At 50.6% G+C, this 19228-nt stretch carries 18 protein-coding genes and 1 pseudogene; 9 read left to right on the top strand and 10 right to left on the bottom strand.

The genetic code is table 11. From position 1 onward, the window contains the following. The 4 genes from proW to IFO68_RS04650 all read left to right on the top strand — a co-directional run bounded on the left by proW (position 1) and on the right by IFO68_RS04650 (position 3844). Complete coding sequence (gene proW / locus IFO68_RS04665; RefSeq protein ID WP_192014803.1) at positions 1 to 1143, top strand: glycine betaine/L-proline ABC transporter permease ProW; 1143 nt, start codon at positions 1 to 3, stop codon at positions 1141 to 1143. Positions 1144 to 1153: 10 nt separating this feature from the next. Then, entirely contained in the window at positions 1154 to 2170 is a 1017-nt protein-coding gene (gene proX / locus IFO68_RS04660) for a glycine betaine/L-proline ABC transporter substrate-binding protein ProX (protein WP_192014802.1), read from the top strand. 163 nt (positions 2171 to 2333) lie between these two features. Next, the gene (locus tag IFO68_RS04655; protein WP_192014801.1) at positions 2334 to 2714 is read left to right on the top strand and encodes a DUF3302 domain-containing protein; all 381 of its coding nucleotides are present in this window, start codon (positions 2334 to 2336) and stop codon (positions 2712 to 2714) included. Then, a complete protein-coding gene (locus IFO68_RS04650; protein WP_192014800.1) occupies positions 2714 to 3844 on the top strand; it encodes an HlyD family secretion protein in 1131 nt (376 codons plus the stop codon). Before IFO68_RS04655 ends, IFO68_RS04650 begins: the two co-directional genes overlap by 1 nt. Before the next feature lie 36 nt (positions 3845 to 3880). Here IFO68_RS04650 and rarD read toward each other — a convergent pair whose 3' ends face one another. The 4 genes from rarD to IFO68_RS04630 form a co-directional block, all read right to left on the bottom strand. Beyond that, positions 3881 to 4810 (bottom strand): EamA family transporter RarD, encoded by a 930-nt coding sequence (gene rarD / locus IFO68_RS04645; protein WP_225445045.1) that lies wholly within the window; start codon positions 4808 to 4810, stop codon positions 3881 to 3883. Between the two features lie 103 nt (positions 4811 to 4913). Then, positions 4914 to 6035 (bottom strand): ABC transporter permease, encoded by a 1122-nt coding sequence (locus IFO68_RS04640; protein WP_192014799.1) that lies wholly within the window; start codon positions 6033 to 6035, stop codon positions 4914 to 4916. Beyond that, positions 6035 to 6955: an ABC transporter ATP-binding protein gene (locus IFO68_RS04635; RefSeq protein WP_192014798.1), complete on the bottom strand. Its 921-nt coding sequence runs from the start codon at positions 6953 to 6955 to the stop codon at positions 6035 to 6037. The genes IFO68_RS04640 and IFO68_RS04635 overlap by 1 nt, the downstream gene beginning before the upstream one ends. Next, complete coding sequence (locus tag IFO68_RS04630) at positions 6948 to 7904, bottom strand: HlyD family secretion protein (protein ID WP_419555436.1); 957 nt, start codon at positions 7902 to 7904, stop codon at positions 6948 to 6950. The genes IFO68_RS04635 and IFO68_RS04630 overlap by 8 nt, the downstream gene beginning before the upstream one ends. 287 nt (positions 7905 to 8191) lie before the next feature. Between IFO68_RS04630 and IFO68_RS04625 the strand changes: the two genes are divergently transcribed. Then, positions 8192 to 9157 carry an ABC transporter substrate-binding protein gene (locus IFO68_RS04625; protein ID WP_192014797.1) on the top strand — a complete coding sequence of 322 codons (966 nt, stop codon included), beginning with the start codon at positions 8192 to 8194 and terminating at the stop codon, positions 9155 to 9157. Here the strand turns inward: IFO68_RS04625 and IFO68_RS04620 are convergent. Next, positions 9119 to 9979, bottom strand: coding sequence for a hypothetical protein (locus tag IFO68_RS04620; RefSeq protein ID WP_192014796.1), 861 nt, complete (start codon positions 9977 to 9979; stop codon positions 9119 to 9121). The two genes, IFO68_RS04625 and IFO68_RS04620, sit on opposite strands and share 39 nt — an antisense overlap. A gap of 373 nt (positions 9980 to 10352) precedes the next feature. Between IFO68_RS04620 and IFO68_RS22130 the strand changes: the two are divergent. Then, a pseudogene (locus tag IFO68_RS22130) lies at positions 10353 to 10508 on the top strand (IS1595 family transposase); the annotation flags it as partial. A 73-nt stretch (positions 10509 to 10581) separates the two neighbouring features. Here IFO68_RS22130 and ycaC read toward each other — a convergent pair. Next, on the bottom strand, positions 10582 to 11211 hold the full coding sequence (gene ycaC, locus IFO68_RS04615) for an isochorismate family cysteine hydrolase YcaC (RefSeq protein ID WP_192014795.1): 630 nt from the start codon (positions 11209 to 11211) through the stop codon (positions 10582 to 10584). A 158-nt stretch (positions 11212 to 11369) separates the two neighbouring features. Here ycaC and IFO68_RS04610 point away from each other — a divergent pair, with 158 nt between their 5' ends. From IFO68_RS04610 to IFO68_RS04600, 3 genes are all read left to right on the top strand, one after another. After that, entirely contained in the window at positions 11370 to 12275 is a 906-nt protein-coding gene (locus IFO68_RS04610) for a LysR family transcriptional regulator (protein ID WP_192014794.1), read from the top strand. A 605-nt stretch (positions 12276 to 12880) separates the two neighbouring features. Next, entirely contained in the window at positions 12881 to 13747 is an 867-nt protein-coding gene (locus IFO68_RS04605) for a hypothetical protein (protein WP_192014793.1), read from the top strand. Between the two features lie 51 nt (positions 13748 to 13798). Next, positions 13799 to 15802: a hypothetical protein gene (locus IFO68_RS04600; RefSeq protein WP_192014792.1), complete on the top strand. Its 2004-nt coding sequence runs from the start codon at positions 13799 to 13801 to the stop codon at positions 15800 to 15802. Positions 15803 to 15958: 156 nt separating this feature from the next. On the opposite strand, the gene arsB is transcribed toward IFO68_RS04600, so the two are convergent. The 4 genes from arsB to IFO68_RS04580 form a co-directional block, all read right to left on the bottom strand. Further along, positions 15959 to 17026, bottom strand: a complete 1068-nt coding sequence (gene arsB / locus IFO68_RS04595) for an ACR3 family arsenite efflux transporter (protein ID WP_192014791.1) — start codon at positions 17024 to 17026, stop codon at positions 15959 to 15961. Between the two features lie 19 nt (positions 17027 to 17045). Beyond that, positions 17046 to 17765 (bottom strand): arsenical resistance protein ArsH, encoded by a 720-nt coding sequence (gene arsH, locus IFO68_RS04590; RefSeq protein WP_192014790.1) that lies wholly within the window; start codon positions 17763 to 17765, stop codon positions 17046 to 17048. Between the two features lie 9 nt (positions 17766 to 17774). Then, positions 17775 to 18101: a metalloregulator ArsR/SmtB family transcription factor gene (locus tag IFO68_RS04585; protein ID WP_192014789.1), complete on the bottom strand. Its 327-nt coding sequence runs from the start codon at positions 18099 to 18101 to the stop codon at positions 17775 to 17777. Positions 18102 to 18286: 185 nt separating this feature from the next. After that, a complete protein-coding gene (locus tag IFO68_RS04580) occupies positions 18287 to 19204 on the bottom strand; it encodes a LysR family transcriptional regulator (RefSeq protein ID WP_192014788.1) in 918 nt (305 codons plus the stop codon). Positions 19205 to 19228: the final 24 nt, after the last annotated feature.

Below are 19228 nucleotides of genomic sequence, written 5' to 3'. Positions count from 1 at the left end.
ATGAGCCAGGAAAATCATCCAGAGTCATCCGCACCGGTGACGAACAGTCCCTCATCCGTACCGGCCTCACAAGACCCCTGGTCCAGCACAGATACCAGCAATACCGACCCCTGGGGCAATTCAGCCACTTCGACACCCAATTCCGGCTCCGACTGGCTCAATACCACAGATACAACGCCCGTTGACCCGTCCATCGATTGGATCCATCCGTTCCAGGATGCCCTGATCCCCTTCGACCAATGGGTCGAAGACGGCATCAACTGGCTGGTTGTCAATTTCCGGCCCGCCTTTCAGGCTATCAGTGTGCCGATTGATTACATCCTCACAGCCTTCCAGGCAACACTGCAGAGCACACCGGCACTCCTGATGATTTTTCTGATCATGATCCTGGCCTGGCAGATTGCCGGCCTGCGCATGGGGATTGCCAGTGTGATCTCGATGCTGCTGATAGGGGCTATCGGAGCCTGGGATCAGGCGATGGTCACGCTGGCGCTGGTTCTGACATCCGTTTTCTTTTGTCTGCTGATTGGCTTACCAACCGGTATCTGGCTGGCACGGAGTGAAAAATCGGCCAGAATTGTCAGGCCTATTCTTGATGCGATGCAAACAACGCCCGCTTTCGTCTATCTCGTGCCTATAGTGATGTTATTTGGTATCGGGAATGTCCCTGGTGTCGTCGTAACCATCATCTTTGCCCTGCCTCCGATTATCCGGCTAACGATTCTGGGGATCCGCCAGGTGCCTGAGGAACTGATTGAAGCCGCCCACTCTTTTGGCGCGAACCCGAAACAAATGCTCTATAAGGTTCAGTTGCCGCTGGCCATGCCCACCATTATGGCCGGGGTAAACCAAACCCTGATGCTGGCACTGTCTATGGTGGTGATTGCCTCCATGATAGCCGTTGGCGGACTGGGCCAGATGGTGCTGCGCGGTATCGGCCGTCTGGATATGGGGCTGGCCGCCATTGGCGGGCTGGGTATTGTCATTCTGGCTATCCTGCTCGACCGGCTGACACAGGCAATGGGAGCGTCCGAGCGCGGCCGATCTTACCGTCACTGGTATGAACACGGCCCTATCGGGTTCATTTATCGCCGGTTCAAAAAAGACCAGGCTCCGCATCTGACAACACATTCACAACCCTGAGGAGAAGACAATGACAAGGTCCTGGAAGTCACTTTCCCTGAGCACGGCATTATTTGCCGGCGCCTTTTCTTTCCCTGCCATAGCAGCAGATTTACCCGGTGAAGGCGTTACCGTACAGCCAGTACAAAGTACAGTGGCGGAAGAAACCTTCCAGACACTGATCGTCAATAAAGCACTGGAGGCACTGGGTTACGACGTCCGGCCCACTAAAGAGGTGGACTATAATGTAGGCTACACTTCGATTGCCAATGGCGATGCCACTTTCCTGGCCGTGAACTGGGCACCCCTTCATAAAGACAAATTCATCCAATCAGGCGGAGACAATAAATTCTACCGCAAAGGCTATTACATCACCGGAGCCGCTCAGGGCTATCTGATTGATAAAAAAACCGCCGATAAATACGGCATCACCAATATCAGCCAGCTGAAAGACCCTGAGCTGGCAAAGCTGTTTGATGCCAACGGAAACGGCAAAGCCGATCTGACCGGCTGTAACCCAGGCTGGGGATGTGAAGGGGTGATCGAACACCAACTGGATGCCTACGGGCTGCGTGACACAGTCACCCATAACCAGGGTAATTACGCCGCCATCATTGCCGATACCATCTCCCGCTACCGCAATGGCTCACCCATTCTGTACTACACCTGGACCCCTTACTGGGTCAGCGGTGTGCTGGTTCCGGGTAAAGATGTGGTATGGCTGGAAGTGCCGTTCTCGTCATTACCGGGCGAGCGGGCAAAAGTGGATACCGCCCTGCCTAACGGTAAAAACTACGGCTTTGAAATGAACAGCATGCGCATTGTTGCCAACAAACAGTTTGCTGAAGACAATCCGGCTGCGGCCAAACTGTTTGAAATCATGACACTGAATATCAATGACGTCAGTGCTCAGAATATGCGTATGAGTCAGGGCCAGAATTCCCAGAAAGACATAGAAAACCATGTTAACGGCTGGATTCAGTCGCACCAGCAAGTATTTGACAACTGGATTAGCCAGGCAAAAAAAGCCGCTGATGATGCATCTTAATAGCTGAACTATGCAATTAATCTGATAGTATATTTGTCAGGCCAGCCTCTAGTGCTGGCCTGATGAAATCTGTATTAAACCTGAAAGACAAAAACCTCATAATTGCTAAGTGTATTTATTAGCTATATTCTTAATATCATGGTTAAAATTTGACGGTAAATATATGTTCTTGGATTATTTTGCATTGGGTTTACTTATTTTTGTAGCCCTTGTTTTGTTTTACGGCATCATAGCGATTCACGATATTCCTTATGAGATCGCCAAAGAGCGAGAACACCCTCATCAGGATGCTATTCATTATGCGGGCTGGGTAAGCCTGTTCACATTACATGCTCTGTGGCCATTTTTATGGATATGGGCGACCCTGTGGCGTAAAGAAAGAGGCTGGGGGTTCAAACAGGTTCATGATGAACAAGTATTGCTTCAGACCCAGTTAACCAAAATGGAAATGCAACTCCAGCTACTGCAATCCGAACTTACCGCGTTAAAACAACAACGACAGCCAATGAATAACAGCAATAATAACAGCGAGGGTAATCAATAATGGAAACGTTACTGGTCCTCTCTTACGCGGCCATCTGTATTTTTATCTTCAAAGTTTTCCGGATTCCGTTAAATAAGTGGACAGTGCCGACGGCCGTACTTGGCGGTATCATCCTTGTCGGCGCTCTGGTCCTGTTCATGAACTATAACCACCCCCATACCAGCCTGGGCGGTGAATATTTCGTCTCCACACCTATCATGCCGAACGTGCGCGGTAAGGTCATTGAAGTGCCTGTCACCCCGAATTCCCCGCTGGATGAAGGTGATATTCTATTCAAAATTGATCCCACGCCTTTTCAGGCGGAAGTTGACAGGCTGGAAGCCCAGCTTGCAGAAACCCGACAAAATGTACTTGGGCAGGAAGCCAGCTACAAAGCGGCAATGGCAACCCGCATCAAAGCGCAGGCAGAACGCGATCGCACCTATCAGCAGTACCAACGCTATGCGACAGGGTATAAACGCGGCGCTTTCACCAAAGCCGATGTTGATAACCGTGAGCAATTCTACCGCAGCGCCGAAGCGGCACTGGAAGCCGCGCAAGCTGATGAGCGCCGGGCAAAGCTGGCTTATGAGTCTAACATTAATGGCCAGAATACAGCTGTTGCTCAGATTCAAGCGCAGCTGGTCAAAGCCCAGTTTAACCTGGATTCCACTATCGTTCGTGCCCCTACAGATGGCTTTGTGACTCAGGTGTTGTTACGCCCGGGCATGATGGCTGTGCCATTGCCACTGCGCCCAGTGATGACCTTTATCAATACCAACGATGACTTCATCATAGGTGCGTTTCGTCAGAACTCGCTGTTGCGCCTCAAACCCGGCTTTGAAGCCGATATCATTTTCCGTGCCATTCCGGGGAAAACGTTTAAAGCCGAAGTCATTGATGTATTACCGGCCATTGGTGAAGGTCAGGCGCAAGCACAAGGGACGCTGATTGGCACCGATATGCTAATGCGCCAGGGCCGGCCGCTGGTCAGGTTCAAAATGATTGACGATCTCAGTGAGTACCAACTGCCTTTAGGGGCCAATATGGAAATTGCCGTGTATTCAGATCACGCACACCACCTGGCAGTTATGCGTAAGATATTAATTCGCATGAAGAGCTGGCAGAACTACCTGTATCTGGATCATTAATCTTCCCCCGGCATGCCTGCTATGCGCAGGCATGCTTCACTCTTCTGCCTTTACTGCCGACTGAATCTGCTTCTGGGTCACTATCTGACGCACACAATCCAAGATCAGAAAGAGTACTGCCACCCAGATAAAGAGGTAGGTCGGCCACTCTCCGTCGGCAATGCTTTCCCCGAGTACCAAAGACACCACCACCAGCAATACCGGTTCCACATAGCTCAATAACCCGAACAGGCTGAAACTCAGCAGTTTGCTCGCCACAATGTAGCTGCCAACCGCAAAAGCACTGATGACACCCAGCCCCATAATGAGCCAGCTAAGATGAGGGTGCTGGGCAAAAACGCTCAGGCTTTCGTGCTCGAAAAACAACCACCAGATGGCCGGTGGGATCATGATGGCCATATCAAACCACAGGCCGCCCAGACTGTCTGTGCCGAGTTTACGCCGCAGCATAAAATAGCCGGGATAACCTATCGCCACCACCAGCGTTTCCCAATACAAACCTCCCGAAAGCCAAAGCTTATGGGCAACACCGACTGCAGCAAAGAGAACCGCGATTTTTTGCAGCCCGCTCAGTCTGTCCTGATAAACGAAACGGCCCAGCACCACCATCACCAGCGGCATCATGAAATAGCCCAGAGAAACCGGCAGAGCACGGCCATTGATCGGCGCCCACATGAACAGCCAGAACTGCAAACCCAGCAGAAAAGCCGACAGAGGCAAGCCCAGCCATAAGCTAGGTCGCTGGCGGATTTCAGTCACAATAGCCATCACCTGTGGCCATTCTTTGCTAAACAGCAGAAAAGCGGTGAGAAACGGTAAGGTCAGTAACAGCCGCCAGCTAAAGATAGCTTCGCCATTCAGAGGATGCAGCAGGGTCGAGTAGTAATACAGCGCCCCGAACAGACACGACGACATCACTGACAGAAAAACGCCTTTACCCACATAACCCCCTGACATCCGATCCATTTGACGACAACCTTAAACGCACAGGATGATATCAGCCCGTTGTCGCCAATGGCGATATAAATTTCCGTCAGGGGTTCAGGACGTAGTGAGGATGGGAGCCGGGTCAGTCCAGCGTTTTCTTAAATCGCCAGGAAGCCAGCAGCAACCCGAGCAAGGTAAAACCCAGCAGCCAAAGTGCATCTTTCCACAGCACAGCCACATCGGCGCCGCGCAGCACTATGCCCCGTATCATGCGCATAAAATGGGTAGCAGGCAGAATTTCTGCAATCCATTGGGCAGCCACGGGCATACCTTCATACGGGAACATAAAGCCGGATAACAAAATAGAAGGCAGCAGAATGAACACTGTCATCTGCATGGCTTGCAGTTGAGTCTGGGCAATTGTCGAGATCACCAGCCCCAGAGTCAGGCTGGCAGCAATAAACAGCAAGGTGCCCAACAGAATCTGGCTGACCGGGCCATTAATAGGCACCGCAAAAATGTAATGACCCAGCCCAAGAATAATCACCACCTGAATCAGACCAATAACGATATAAGGAGCAATTTTTGCCAGCATAAGTTCAAGGGAATGCACAGGTGTGGTGATCAGCAACTCCAGATTCCCCCTTTCCCGCTCGCGGACTATCGCCGCAGAGGTGAACAGTATCATGGTCATGGTGAGTATTACGCCGAGTAAACCCGGCACAATATTCACCGCCGTTCGCCGCTCCGGGTTGAAGTACAGCGCGACTTCAAAGGTTGGTGTCATCACACTCGACTGCTGCGCTTTGTAATCCGAGACCAGATGATCAACCGGCATATTCTGTAATTGCAGCAAGGCAGAACTGACCATAGTATCAGAGCCATCCACCAGCCATTGCCCGGCTTTTCTGTGCTGTGCCAATCGTTGATCCAGATCCCTCGGCAGAACAAGCACACCACGTACTGTCCCGGCAGTAATGGCTTGTTCGCCTTCTCTGGGCGTGGCGTAAGTAGCAACCACAGTGACCACCTGAGTGGCTTTAACCGCTTCGGTAATCACCCTGCCATACTGAGACTGGCTTTGATCCACAATCGCCACGGGAATATTGCGCACATCCGTATTGATGGCAAAGCCAAACAACAACAGCTGTATCAGAGGGATCATCACTACCATGCCAAAGGTAATTCTGTCGCGGGACAACTGGCGAAATTCTTTCACCAGAATTGCTTTCATTCTGATAAGACTGGAGGTGATAACATTCATTACCTGCTCCCTGTGCTGGTCACAAAAACGTCTTCCAGACTGGGGCGAACCACATCCAGCTCAGCCTGAGCCAGTGCCGGCACCTGACGTTTCAGCCAGGCCACAGGGTCAGATTCTTCTGCGCGCACCAAGACCCGCAGACGAATACCTAACTGCGCTGCAGACACCACGGCCGGAATGGCCAGTAAACTGTCTTTAATCTGCCTGAGTCCCGGTGCCTGAATTTCAACCACACTGATCCCCATCTGCTTCATCAAGGTATCAGGCGGGCCGTCTGCCTTTATTTCACCGGCTTCCATAATCGCCAGCCCGTGACAGCGCTCAGCTTCGTCCATGTAATGAGTCGTCACCAGAATGGTGGTGCCAGCGTCAGACAAGTCAAAAAGCTGCTCCCAGAAATCACGCCGCGACTGGGGATCCACCGCTGAGGTCGGTTCGTCCAGAAACAGTAAATCGGGCTTGTGCATCACAGCCGCCGCAAGGGCGAGCCGCTGTTTCTGCCCGCCACTCATGCTGCCAACCCGTTGTTTCATCAATTCATTGAGGTTATAAATGCTGCCGAGCTCTGCCACCCTGGGTTTCAGCTCTCTGCCTGGTAAACCATAAATCTGACCAACAAACTGCAGGTTTTCTTTGACTGACAGATCCTCATACAAAGAAAATTTCTGCGTCATGTAGCCAATTTTCATCCGTAGCGCTTCCGCCTGTTCAGGAATACGCAGGCCAAGCACTTCAATCGCTCCCTCACTGGGGCTCAGCAGTCCGGTTAACATACGCAGCGTTGTGGATTTGCCACAGCCATTCGGCCCCAGAAAGCCGTAGATGTTGCCCTTGGGTACTTGCAGGTTCAGCTTGTTCACTGCGGTAAAATCGCCGAACCGCCGCGTCAACCCTGTTGCCTTGATAGCAAGATCACTCAAGGGGCATCTCCACTTGGACAGGTACGCCGGCTGGCAAGGTCTCGGCATCCGACAAATCGAACTCAGCCAGATAAACCAACCGCGCCCTGTCGTCTTCATTCAGCGCGTAGTAAGGAGTAAAGGCCGGCTCTGTCGCAATCCAGCGCAAAGTGCCTTCATAAGGCTCTGAAACGCCATCGACATACACCTTTGCCACGCTGCCGGGCTGCAATGCAACTCGGTATGGTTCAGGGACATACACTCTGGCATAAGGCTGGCTGTCAGCCAGAATGACGGCAACAACGGCGCTCATGGGCACTCGCTCGCCCAGATTATACGGCAGGCTGTCCAAAATACCGTTGCGAGTCGCCACGACAGTGAGGTCATTGAAAATCCGCTGCTGCAGCGCCACATTGGCTGTTGCCGCTTCCAGTTCCGCCTGCGCCTGCTGAATGTCTTCAATTCTTTCGCCCCGGGTCAGCTTGGTAAAATTCTCCCGCGCCTCAGCCACTTGCGCCCGAGCACTGTCTCGCTCAGCTTTTGCGGTATCCCGCTCGGCCACACTGATCAGTTTCTGCCGCACCAGGCTCTCTCTGCGCAGATAGGTTTTTTCAGCATCGGTCAGACGGGCATTCGCCTGTTCAAGCTGCGCCTTAGCCGCCGCAATATCTTCCACCCGCTCACCGTTAGTGAGCCGAAGCAGATAAGCCGCCGCTCTGGCCTGCTCGGCTTTAACCTGCGCCAGAGTAGCGGCCTGGCGGGTCGTGTCCAGCCTGACCAGCACCATTCCGGCTTTCACTGACTGACCTTCGGCTACCGGCATGTCGCGGATGATTTCATTTGCCGTCGCCGTCAACGTAATACGATCGCGCTCCAGAGTGCCCAGTGCCAGAGAAGACGGACGATTGTCGCACCCAGCCAGTAACAAGAGTGTCAGCACCATAAATTGCAATGACCCAACAGATTTCATTTAGCGCCACTCCAAGACAGGCTGTAAGGTAAACCTAGTTAAGATAAGGTGAAATTCAATGTGTTAGCACAAGCATGCCGTAATTTCATACTCATTACTGCTGCATATTTCTCACTTCGCGACAGATGAGGAATATGCCCAACAGGCATTGATCATGGTCCAATACTGACGGCCAGCTCATCACTCCCCCTTGTACTGCCAACAAAAGCCATTAGAATGTCGCGCAATGAAATGCACTTCATTATCAAGTAAAAGTAAAATTTTTCTCTGACTTTTAAGGGAGTACCATGTCACTGTTGGGATATTTACGCTGGATAACCTTTTCTCTTTTCCTTTTCACCAGCCCCACAGCTTTTTCCACTACCATCACCGACAGTCTTGGGAACCCGTTTACCCTGGACGCACCACCCCAACGCATTATCACACTGGAGTATGCCTTCGCTGATGCACTGGCAGCTATTGATATCAGCCCCGTGGGGATTGCCGATGATAATGATCCGCTCAATCTGCATCCTGCGGTATTGGCGAAGCTGGAGGGATGGGTATCCGTCGGTGGCAGAGCGACACCCGATCTTGAACAGATCGCGGCGCTGAAACCGGATTTGATTATCGCCGATGTTAACCGGCATCAGGCGATTTATGCCACGCTCAGCCAGATTGCCCCGACGGTACTGCTGGCATCCCGCGGTGAAACCTACCAGGAGAACCTTGACGTTGCCCTGAAGATTGGCGACATCGCAGGCCATCCTGATGTCATGCAGGCACGGCTTCTGCAACACAAAGATACTATGCAGGGTGCGGCGAACGCACTCAGCCGCTTTCACGGTAAGAGCGTGCTTTTCGCTGTGGCGTCCGAAAATGGCTTATACGCTTATTCCGGGGCCGCCTACCCTGGCGGCGTATTGAAAGCCCTCAAGCTAACGGTGCCCGAGAAAGTCGGCGAAGAAGACAGAGCACTGAGACAGCTGACTTTTGACGATATCGCAAGCATGGATCCCGACATTCTGCTATCCGGCAACATGGAACCTGGCAGTATTCTAGAACAGTGGCAGCAACGGCCTGCCTGGCAATCGCTGAAGGCCGTTTCCAGCGGGCAGCTCATCGGTGTCGACGGTAATCACTGGGCCAGCTGCCGGGGTATGCTGGCTTCTGAAGCCATGGCAGACAACCTGCAGCAAGCCTTAACTATGACTCCAGAGCCACAATCCAACGTTTTACCAGTTGAGTGGGATCTCAGTATAGAGCCGGAATAATACATTCTCGTCCCAAGGCAGGATCGGCGCTTTACCCTGGACACGGTAAGGCGTCAGGTTATAGCGGGTGTATGACACCGAGACATTCAGGCTATTCATAACGGGATGGAGAATCGGGTAATGGATCGCCAGAGAGAGTTGGTTTTCCAGCCAGTTATCCTGATCTCGCCACTGCTGCCAGTAGCCCTCCCAGCTAAATGTATTCTTTAAAGAGCGCCGAAAAAACAGCTTCCAGGCTAATGCGTCACTGCTGCGTTTCAGTGCTTCCCGGCTATAGCCTCTGGTTTCTGGGACATCGTCATCGAACTCCAGCCCGTAGTAGCCGGCGCCAAGTGCCAGCCCGACAGCGTCTGCCTGGCGCTGATAATTCACTACAATTCCCAATTGTGCCTGCAGGGCTTCTTCCACGCCGAACACCGTATTCTGAAGCCAGCTGACACCCGTCTGCCAGCCAAGTGTTATGCCGGAATCATCCAGGTTAACCAGAGGTTGGGATAGCAAGCCGCCTGCCATGGTCCAGAAAGGGTCATGATCAGGATCCAGATGATCACTATCGTTATCATAATAAGCAATAATACTGGCTTGGCCAGCCAGACTGTCGGCATTGGAATAGAACAGGCCGAGGCCAAGATTCCCCCCTGGGGTATCCGAGTCTGCCTCGGGTACCCAGGTATCATGCCCCCCTATCGAGGTGGTTGTATGCCAAGCCGCATGAGTCGCAGGCGAAACAAAGCATACCGACACCAAGACCAATCCAGCCAACTTAACACTGACACGACACCCGATACCTGTCATTACAAGACTACACTCAACCCAGCTCATTACTGACAGCTTAGTTTGCTCTTGTTGACTGGGTAGTAATAAATGCACTATGTCCAACAGCCTGGACAATTATTAGACTAATGCTCTGATTTCGTGTTCCGTAGCATTATCGAAGATCTGAGAAATTGTAACAACCAAGCAGATAAAATCATTGAATCACATTTCATCACTGAGCGAACCCACACCCCAACATTATTCTAAACATTGAGGTGCGGATACTCAGTCAATTATTGTTTAACCGCTGTCATCAGTGGTCGTTTCCACGAACCATTGAGTACAACTTCCTCAGGTATATATAATCGTAAAACACCGTAAAATGATTATCACTGGTGCTGGAGAAGACGGCATGGATCTGCTTTAGTTAAAGTAATTTAACGCAATGATTATTAAGATAAAAAAGTCAGCGTATGGCACTTGCAACGCTATCGACAAGTATTTCCCACGCTATCTTTCTGAGTTCTGTTTTAAATTCAATCGGTATTTTTATTTAGAAAACGCGCTCGAACAGCTGATCTATTCAAGTATTTAAATAACACCGATTCCCCAGTACCTACTTAGGCTAGCTGAGGCTCGGCGGTAATCAATAAATATTAATAAAACACTCACTTTTTACCCTCAGTCAGGGTATTAAAGCTCGTGATCAGATTGCGGTAATCCGGGATATGATTTGAAAATAATGCGCCGAGTCCTTCAATGTCATTTCGCCAGTCACGGTGAAGCTCGCAGGCTAACCCGAACCAGGTCATTAACTGCGCGCCCGACTGAGACATACGATCCCAGGCAGAATGGCGGGTCACTTCGTTGAAAGTTCCGGAAGCATCGGTGACGACGAAGACATCGAAACCTTCTTCAATCGCTGACAATGCCGGGAATGCAACACAGACTTCAGTCACTACACCAGCAATAATAAGCTGTTTTTTACCGGTCGATTTAACCGCTTTCACAAAATCTTCATTATCCCAGGCATTGATTTGCCCCGGCCGGGCGATATACGGCGCATCCGGAAATTGCTCTTTCAGTTCAGGAACAAGAGGACCATTAGGACCCGTTTCAAAACTGGTTGTCAGAATCGTTGGCAGCCCGAAATATTTTGCTAAATCACCGACTGCCAACACATTATTTTTGAATTTATCAGGGTCTATATCCCGAACCAGTGACAAAAGACCGGTCTGGTGATCCACCAGCAACACTGCTGCATTATTTTTATCAAGCCGAACATATTGTTTACTCATGGTTTTCTCCTTCCCCGTTCTGTGAGTGCCATACGCTTTTCACGAACTGCCATGAACGGTGGCCGATGACAGCATCGTATAAAAGTAGATACTGCTCGCAGGGAAGAGTAGGGTGCTAAAATGAGTATCAGTGTCCTATTTTCAGAACAATGTATACGATGCACGATCTGAACGATCTCTACTATTTTGTTCAAGCTGTAGATCATGGAGGATTTACTCACGCCGGCAAGGCATTGGGTATCCCAAAATCCAAGCTCAGCCGCCGCATTGCTAACTTAGAAGACAAGCTCGGTGTCCGGCTCATTCAACGTACCACACGCCAGTTTATAATGACGGAAATCGGCCGTGCTTATTATGAACATTGTAAAGCCATGCTGGTAGAAGCGGAGGCGGCGCAAGAGGTCATTGAGACAACCCGGGCTGAGCCGCGAGGTGTTATTCGTATAACTTGTCCGGTTGCATTGTTACATCAGCACATCGGACTGATGCTGGCTGATTTCATGGCCATGTATCCGCAGATTACCATCCATCTGGAAGCCACTAACCGCCGGGTTGATGTGGTCAAAGAAGCCATCGATATCGCTATCCGTGTCCGGCCACCCCCAATCCAGGACAGTGAGCTTGTTATGCGTATCTTAGCGGTGCGAGGTCAGTGTCTGGTGGCGAGCCCGGATCTGATTCGACAACTCAACCCGCCTGTCACCCCGCATGATCTGACTACCCTGCCCAGTCTCGGGCTGAGTAGTCAGCAGAAGGTTTTCACCTGGAAGCTGTTTAGTTCGGATCAATCTGAAATCACAGTGCAGCATACTCCCCGCTTTATCACGACCGATATGATTGCCTTACGTACTGCAGCATTAGCTGGTGTGGGTATCGTTCAGCTCCCATTACTTATGGTGCAAAAGCAACTTAAACAGGGCCTGCTCGTCAGAGTGGTGCCTGATTGGTCTCCTCACCAGGAAATTATTCATGCCATATTCCCAACCCGGCGCGGATTATTACCTTCTGTTCGCACGCTCATTAACTATCTTGCACAAAGGTTCAATACCATCGATGAAGAATAATGGTTGCTTTGCTCTCACGGTAAAATGCCGTTAGCATCCATGATATCAGTTAAGGACTATTATCAACCCTTCGTGTCTGACTTATACACGTCAGCTTACCCCTTCATATAACATCGAATTAAATCTTTCACCTCTTCTCCGCCAAAGCATTAGATATTACTAAAGTATAATAAAAGAATTAATAAAATCATTGTTAACCGAAAGCTTATAAAAACCCAACACCAACCGCCTTTCGTAGCATTCATTACAAATAATTAACGGCAACCCGTTTTGCTCACATTAACAACGTCCAGATAAAAACGGCGCTCGAACGAAAATTAGATGGACTTTATTTTTTCATTTTGATAATTTCAATAAAAGAATAAAAAACAGTGAACAATACACCACAAGGAACAGCAAAACAGAAAACTCTTTATTCGCTTCCAGCCCATATACAAACATGAAAAACGTTCCTTTTATTTTCACAAAAAAGATTAATTAGAAAACCACAACATTAGATAATAATAAATTAGCAAAAACGTACTTTTAAAAGGTATCCATCACGTTCGTGTATTCCAGAAAAACCTCAAGACGCGTTAACACTCCTATTATATAAGGAAACCTTTATGGCCAAATTTAAGCAATTAGCGCTCATCGCTTTACCCTTATTCAGCCTGACTCCAGTTGCTCACGCCTCATTGTACGCCGACTGTATTACCTCCGGTGAGGCACTTGTCGACGCCAGGTTCGGAGGCTCCTATACCAAAGATGTGGATGATTCTTCTCAGGATCTGGCCTCTTCTACCATTAAAGGTTATCTGAACGTGCAAGGCCGCAGCAACTGCCTGCGTGTTGAAGGTATTGCCGGTATTGATGGCAAATTACTGAATAATGATATTCAGGTGGCGTCTGTCACCGCAGGTGCCACAGCAACCAATGCAGCGCAATTCGGCGTTGATGGTCGCGTCAATGTGATGGGTACCGATATCCTTTCTCAGGAATACACCATGTCCGCAGAAGAAGGGCCATCGCTGAAGAAAGACCTGCCGATTCTGCCCATTCCGGATCTTGGCCTGTATGCGGGTATCCCGCTGGGACCTGTCATTCTGGATGTTGGTGTCGGCGTAAGGACCAAGCTCAACGTGGCACTGGAAGCAGGCTACGACAATCTAGCACTGACCGCCAAAGCCGTGCCCAGCGCCGATGTGACAGGATTCACTGAAGCCTCCGCCCGCATTTTGCTGAATAAAATCTCTCTCGGTGGTGAAGTGTCTATTATCTCGGATGATCTGGCCTTTGAAGCCTATGGTCGCTGGGATGCGCCGCAAAATGGTTTTGCGTTTGGTTACGGCATTACCAATACCGCCAATCTGGCCGGTGGCAATATTTACGGTTCGGTGAACGATAAGTACAAATTGACCATCTATGAATGGCCTGGCTACACCTTTGAGAAAACATTAGCGCAAGGAAGCACTTTCCTGCCCGTTCAGTAATCTCAGCGCCCTTCCTCCCCGCATCCACAGTGCGGGGAGCATCTCTGTGTCATGAGTCAATATTCTATGAAGAACAAATTACTTTTTATCCTGCTGCTGGTCAGCTGCGTAGCCGCAGGTGCCGCGCTGTTTCGTCTCTCAGAATCGCCCGCTTCCGCCGTACCTGACCATGAATCCGATTCTGCCTTAGTCCAGCCACCCGCCACGCAAACAAGCACGAACAGCAATACGCCGGCTTTTCAGCACACTGGCATGCCGTCTTCACACAGTGACAACACCGCCTCTGAGGCATTTGCTAAACAAGTCTTTGCGCTGCAATACAGTGCCGATATCGCTTTTTCGGCCCCTGGCACCACAGTTGAGCAAACGATCCGTTTTGATATTACCGGTGAAATGTTCCAGTACCGGCAATTCCAGGATGATCTCATCTACAAGCTGATAAGAATACCGTCGCCGGACATCACTGCCGTCGTCAATCAGCAGGCCAATCCCGAGATAGTGGCGGCAATTCGTCAGCAGGTGCAGCAAGGGATAGAGTTCATCAGCTCCGCTGAAGGTGAGATCCTGGAAGTCTATCTGACACAGCCTCATCCGTCGCTGAAATCCATGGAGACAATCGCCTTCATGATGCAACACATTATTCCGGAAACGCTCAGCGGCAACGCGCAATGGCAACGCTCAGAAAAGGATTACAACGGCGAGTTCACCGCATTCTACAGCCTGCAGCCGGACACCACGCCGACGCCGGCAACCGACAGCTACACCTTATTCAAACGCCGTGAACTGGACAAAGCCGTCTATGACCAAGCCCGTGGATTGGCTCAGGCCCGCGGACTGGCAAACACACTCAAGCCTGTCTACTCCTTCAGCCATCAGGCTCGCTGGGATCAGCAAGACAGAATGCTGCAATCGTTGTCTGTGGATGAAAGCGTCCAGCATCTGCTCAACGACCAGGCGCTGGCAAGCAATAACAACCGCTTGGTGCTTAACCTGACGTCATGGTCTCAGAGCATCAGTCAGGCTGAACTAGCCCTGATCCAACAGGTTCAATCGCAGCGTCAGATCGAGTTAACCGCCGCTGAGGTGTTTCTCTCCACCGGGGGCAAAGCCAGTCAGGGGGCCGGCGCTCAGAAAGCAGCGAGTGCTGAGCAACAAAAGTCAGATCAGACAACTCAGGGTATCAACACCTCAGCGGAAGAGGCTTATCAGGAAATTAAAGACCTTTATGATGCCATGCTGTCGCTGGATGGTCTGGAAAGGGTTAAAGCCGAAAGCCAGCTGAGCGCCCTGCTGCAGAACTTTGCCCGCGCCTATCCCGGCGATCTGGATCTGCTGACCGATGATCTGGCGAAATTTGGTACTCATGAACCGGGGTTCAGCCTGTATCTGAGTGCACTGAGTACAGTGGCCAGCCGCGCTTCGCAGGAAGCAATGCTAACCACGCTGAATACCAGGATGAATGAGAATCAGGCGGCGGCCTCAATCATGGCGTCGCTGGCGCTGTCGCCGCAGGGCAATACACAAACCTTTGAACGCTTCTCCAATATGGTCGGCAACAGCCCATTGGCGGCGTCGATGCCAGCCAATGTCGATCTGGCCAAAAGCGCCATGGTTCAGCGTATGGGTGTGGAAGACAGCACCACAGCCAACGCTTATGTCTCTGATCAATTGCGGGAACTCAGATCTGCGCCCGATACCTCGGCGACCCTTCATCATCTAACAGTGCTGGGAAATATGGGGCAATACCTGAGCTTCGGAGATTTGCACACTTATACCGAGCAATCCAATACCGACATTCGCCAGCGGGCTACCCATGCCTTGCGGTTTGTCCCCGGCTCGGATGCCACCGACTATTTGTTGCAGACGCTCAAAGATGACACGAATGTCACCACCCGCGAAGTGGCCGCCAATTCTCTCAGTTATCGCGCGCTGGACAACACGACTCTGGAGCAACTCCGACAGCAGATTGAGACTGAATCCAGCCAGCAGATCAAAGACAGATTGCAGGACATAGTCGATAAAAATGCACAAGAAACGAGTGAAATAGCTCAGTAGATCCCAGTATCAGCAGCCCTCGATTTCAGTCGCTCTCGGTATCAACCAGAGAGCAACTGAACCGTACCTTTTGCGTGTAGTGGCAAAAAAACACACTTTTCTGCGCCACTACACGCAGCAGGCTGGACGGGATTTCATGGCGTGCTAGATACGCAACTAGGCCGGATAATACTTACGCTTCATTTTCAGCGCGACATTCACCAAGGCAATCAAAACCGGTACTTCCACCAATGGGCCAATTACACCGACAAAAGCCTGATCGGAATTCAGGCCAAAAACCGCAATCGACACCGCAATAGCCAGCTCAAAATTGTTGCCTGATGAGGTAAAAGCAATCGAGGTATTCTGATCGTAAGGCAAGCCCATTTTTTTGCCGATAAAGAAACTGGCAAAAAACATGATCAAGAAATAAATCACCAGCGGTATCGCTACCTGTACGACATCCATTGGCAGCTCAATGATCATTTCGCCTTTCAGGCTGAACATCAGCACTATGGTCGCCAGCAAAGCAATTAAGGTGATCGGCGAAATGCGCGGGATAAAGACCTGGTTGTACCAATCCTCGCCCTTAGCGGCGACCAGCCATTTGCGGCTCAGAAAGCCCGCAAGGAAAGGTATGCCAAGATAAATCAATACACTCTCAGCGATGTCGATAATGGTAATATCAACCGCAAATCCCTGCAGCCCGAACATGGGTGGCAGTACCGTAATAAACAGCCAGGCCATCAAGCTATAAGTGAAAATCTGGAACACGCTGTTCAGGGCAACCAGGGTCGCCCCGTACTCTTTGTTGCCGCCACTGATATCATTCCATACCAGCACCATTGCAATGCAACGTGCCAGCCCAATCAAAATCAGCCCAACCATGTATCCCGGCTGATCACGCAAGAAAATCACCGCAAGTGAAAACATCAGAATCGGGCCGATAATCCAGTTCATGATCAGCGACAGGGTGATGGCACGCTTATCCCGGGTCACCTCACCCAGCAAGCTGTAGTTCACCTTCGCCAACGGCGGGTACATCATCAGAATCAAGCCAATCGCCAGCGGAATATTGGTGCTTCCCACTGACATCGATTCATTCCATTGCGCCACCTCAGGAAAAGCCCCCCCCAGGCCGACGCCTGCCGCCATGGCTAAAAAAATCCAGACGGTTAAATACCTGTCCAGAAAACGCATTTTATGGGATACAGCCACATCCGCGCAGGCTTGTGTATTTGTCATGTTAGATTCTCTATCTCAATTAGATGCTTCGCTGATTAACACGTTCAGATAACTTTTCAGCACTCTCTACACGCTCAGAATAGCGGTCAACAAGCCAATCCTTATTGTCGCGGAGCAATAAGGTAAACTTAAATAATTCTTCCACCACATCGACGATGCGCCGATAGTAAGCGGACGGTTTCATTCTGCCATCCTCTTCAAACTCCATGTATGCCTTCGCCACCGAAGACTGGTTGGGAATCGTAAACATCCGCATCCATCGGCCCAAAATGCGCATCTGGTTTACCGCGTTAAACGACTGGGAGCCTCCTGAAACCTGCATCACTGCAAGCGTTTTACCTTGTGTTGGCCTGACGGAGCCAATACTCAGCGGTATCCAGTCGATTTGGCTTTTCATAATGCTTGTCATCGCACCGTGCCGCTCCGGTGAGCACCATACCTGGCCTTCCGACCACATCATTAACTCCCGCAGTTCTGCCACCTTAGGATGAGACACCTCGCAGGTATCAGGCTGAGGCAGGCCAGCAGGATTAAAAATGCGTACTTCCGCGCCCATGGCGGTGAGCAACCGAGCAGATTCCTCTATCACTAAGCGGCTATACGATCGCTCGCGGAGTGAGCCGTACAGCAGCAGAATTCGCGGTGGGTGCGTGGCATACTGACGGCAAAGCATATCGGTCTCCGGAATGTGAAATTCATCCGTTTCTATATTTGGCAACAGTTCTGGCACCTCAGGCATAATAACCTCCTAAAAATCACATAGGTTTGCAGAAAGCGAATGCAGTTCTGCCGTAATCAGCGCTTGATTGTTTTTCAGTGTGTGGTTCAAAACCTCCTGCATCCATACAGGGAGTTCGTCATTCAGCCGGTAATACACCCACTTGCCACGACGTTGATCGCTGACCAGACCATTCTTCCGGAGTTCAGCCAGATGGCGAGACACTTTAGGCTGGCTCAGATCCAGCGAAGACATCAGGTCGCACACACATAACTCGCCCTTAGACATCAGCAATAACAATGATTTAAGCCGAGTTTCCTCGGCCAGTGATTTGTAAAACGTTAATGCGTCACACATGGCTCTATCATATATGAAATTTCGAATATGATGAGGTTATTGGGTTACGGCCCGCAAGTCAATACTGTTTGAGGTGCTAGCAAGGAGCAGTACTTTCCTCTGCTTGCATTAGGTAAGAAAGCCGATGGGCGGCAACTCTCATGTTTGTAGCCGGGTAAGCTCGTTGTCCGCCATCAATGCAAATATTACCCTTCAGCCATCGATGACCGACTGATACCACCGAGCCTTTTCTCCAACAGCTCTGAAGCTAAATCAATGAAATACCTCAGCTTTGGTGGCATAAATTGTTGTCGGGGATAAACAATATGAATCGGATCAGCCTTTGCGTGCCATTCAGGTAGAATACGCACTAACTTGCCTGCATGACCCGTATTTTCATACAAATACGTCGGTAATAACGCAATGCCCTCGCCGGCAATCGCCATGGCATGCATGAGCCCGACATCATTCACCACGACGGTACCGGGCATAGGGACAGTGACGCTGTTGCTCTGGTTGTACAGTGTCCAGGATGCTTTACCTAATGCGCTGAATTGCAGGCACGAGTAATGACGAAGATCCTGAGGGTTTTCGGGGGGGTCAATTGTTTCTAAAAATGCCGGACTCGCAAAGGGTGCCCAGCATGCCGTTCCGACTTTTTTTGCTACTAAGGTTGAGTCGGCCAGCGATCCCGTCCTGATCGCAACGTCAATACCTTCTGCAATCAGATCGACATACCGGTTCATTAAGACCAACTCCAGGGTGACTTTCGGGCAGTGCTGCCTCATTGTCGAAATGATCTCAGACAGAATATGATCACCGAGATCGGCCGGTGCCGTAATACACAAGCGACCCGCCGGTTCCGCCACCGACTCCACGACTGCCGATTCTGCATCAAGGATATGATGCAGCCCTTTCGCGGCATGCTTAAAGTAAATTTCCCCCGCCTCGGTTAATTGCAATTTTCGGGTTGTGCGTTGCAATAGTGTCACGCCGAGCCGCTTTTCAAGCCGCGCAACACGCGTACTGATGGTTGATGTCGGCGAGCCAATCAGCCTTGCTGCTGCACTAAAGCTTCCGGATTCAACAACCTTCACGAAGACTGCGGTTTCATTAAAGTCCATTGTTCATCTCATTGAAAAGTGTTT

The sequence above is a fragment of the Photobacterium arenosum genome (assembly GCF_014841115.1).
Lineage (GTDB): Bacteria > Pseudomonadota > Gammaproteobacteria > Enterobacterales > Vibrionaceae > Photobacterium > Photobacterium arenosum.
This window is presented reverse-complemented; position numbering and strand designations above follow the sequence as displayed.

Coding starts and splice junctions, on each gene's coding strand:
- proX (WP_192014802.1), top strand. CDS start 1,154: ATGACAAGGTCCTGGAAGTCACTTTCCCTGAGCACGGCATTATTTGCC.
- IFO68_RS04620 (WP_192014796.1), bottom strand. CDS start 9,979: ATGAGCTGGGTTGAGTGTAGTCTTGTAATGACAGGTATCGGGTGTCGT.
- proW (WP_192014803.1), top strand. CDS start 1: ATGAGCCAGGAAAATCATCCAGAGTCATCCGCACCGGTGACGAACAGT.
- arsB (WP_192014791.1), bottom strand. CDS start 17,026: ATGACAAATACACAAGCCTGCGCGGATGTGGCTGTATCCCATAAAATG.
- arsH (WP_192014790.1), bottom strand. CDS start 17,765: ATGCCTGAGGTGCCAGAACTGTTGCCAAATATAGAAACGGATGAATTT.
- ycaC (WP_192014795.1), bottom strand. CDS start 11,211: ATGAGTAAACAATATGTTCGGCTTGATAAAAATAATGCAGCAGTGTTG.
- IFO68_RS04640 (WP_192014799.1), bottom strand. CDS start 6,035: ATGAATGTTATCACCTCCAGTCTTATCAGAATGAAAGCAATTCTGGTG.
- IFO68_RS04585 (WP_192014789.1), bottom strand. CDS start 18,101: ATGTGTGACGCATTAACGTTTTACAAATCACTGGCCGAGGAAACTCGG.
- IFO68_RS04625 (WP_192014797.1), top strand. CDS start 8,192: ATGTCACTGTTGGGATATTTACGCTGGATAACCTTTTCTCTTTTCCTT.
- IFO68_RS04600 (WP_192014792.1), top strand. CDS start 13,799: ATGAGTCAATATTCTATGAAGAACAAATTACTTTTTATCCTGCTGCTG.
- rarD (WP_225445045.1), bottom strand. CDS start 4,810: ATGGATCGGATGTCAGGGGGTTATGTGGGTAAAGGCGTTTTTCTGTCA.
- IFO68_RS04650 (WP_192014800.1), top strand. CDS start 2,714: ATGGAAACGTTACTGGTCCTCTCTTACGCGGCCATCTGTATTTTTATC.
- IFO68_RS04630 (WP_419555436.1), bottom strand. CDS start 7,904: ATGAAATCTGTTGGGTCATTGCAATTTATGGTGCTGACACTCTTGTTA.
- IFO68_RS04580 (WP_192014788.1), bottom strand. CDS start 19,204: ATGGACTTTAATGAAACCGCAGTCTTCGTGAAGGTTGTTGAATCCGGA.
- IFO68_RS04610 (WP_192014794.1), top strand. CDS start 11,370: ATGCACGATCTGAACGATCTCTACTATTTTGTTCAAGCTGTAGATCAT.
- IFO68_RS04655 (WP_192014801.1), top strand. CDS start 2,334: ATGTTCTTGGATTATTTTGCATTGGGTTTACTTATTTTTGTAGCCCTT.
- IFO68_RS04605 (WP_192014793.1), top strand. CDS start 12,881: ATGGCCAAATTTAAGCAATTAGCGCTCATCGCTTTACCCTTATTCAGC.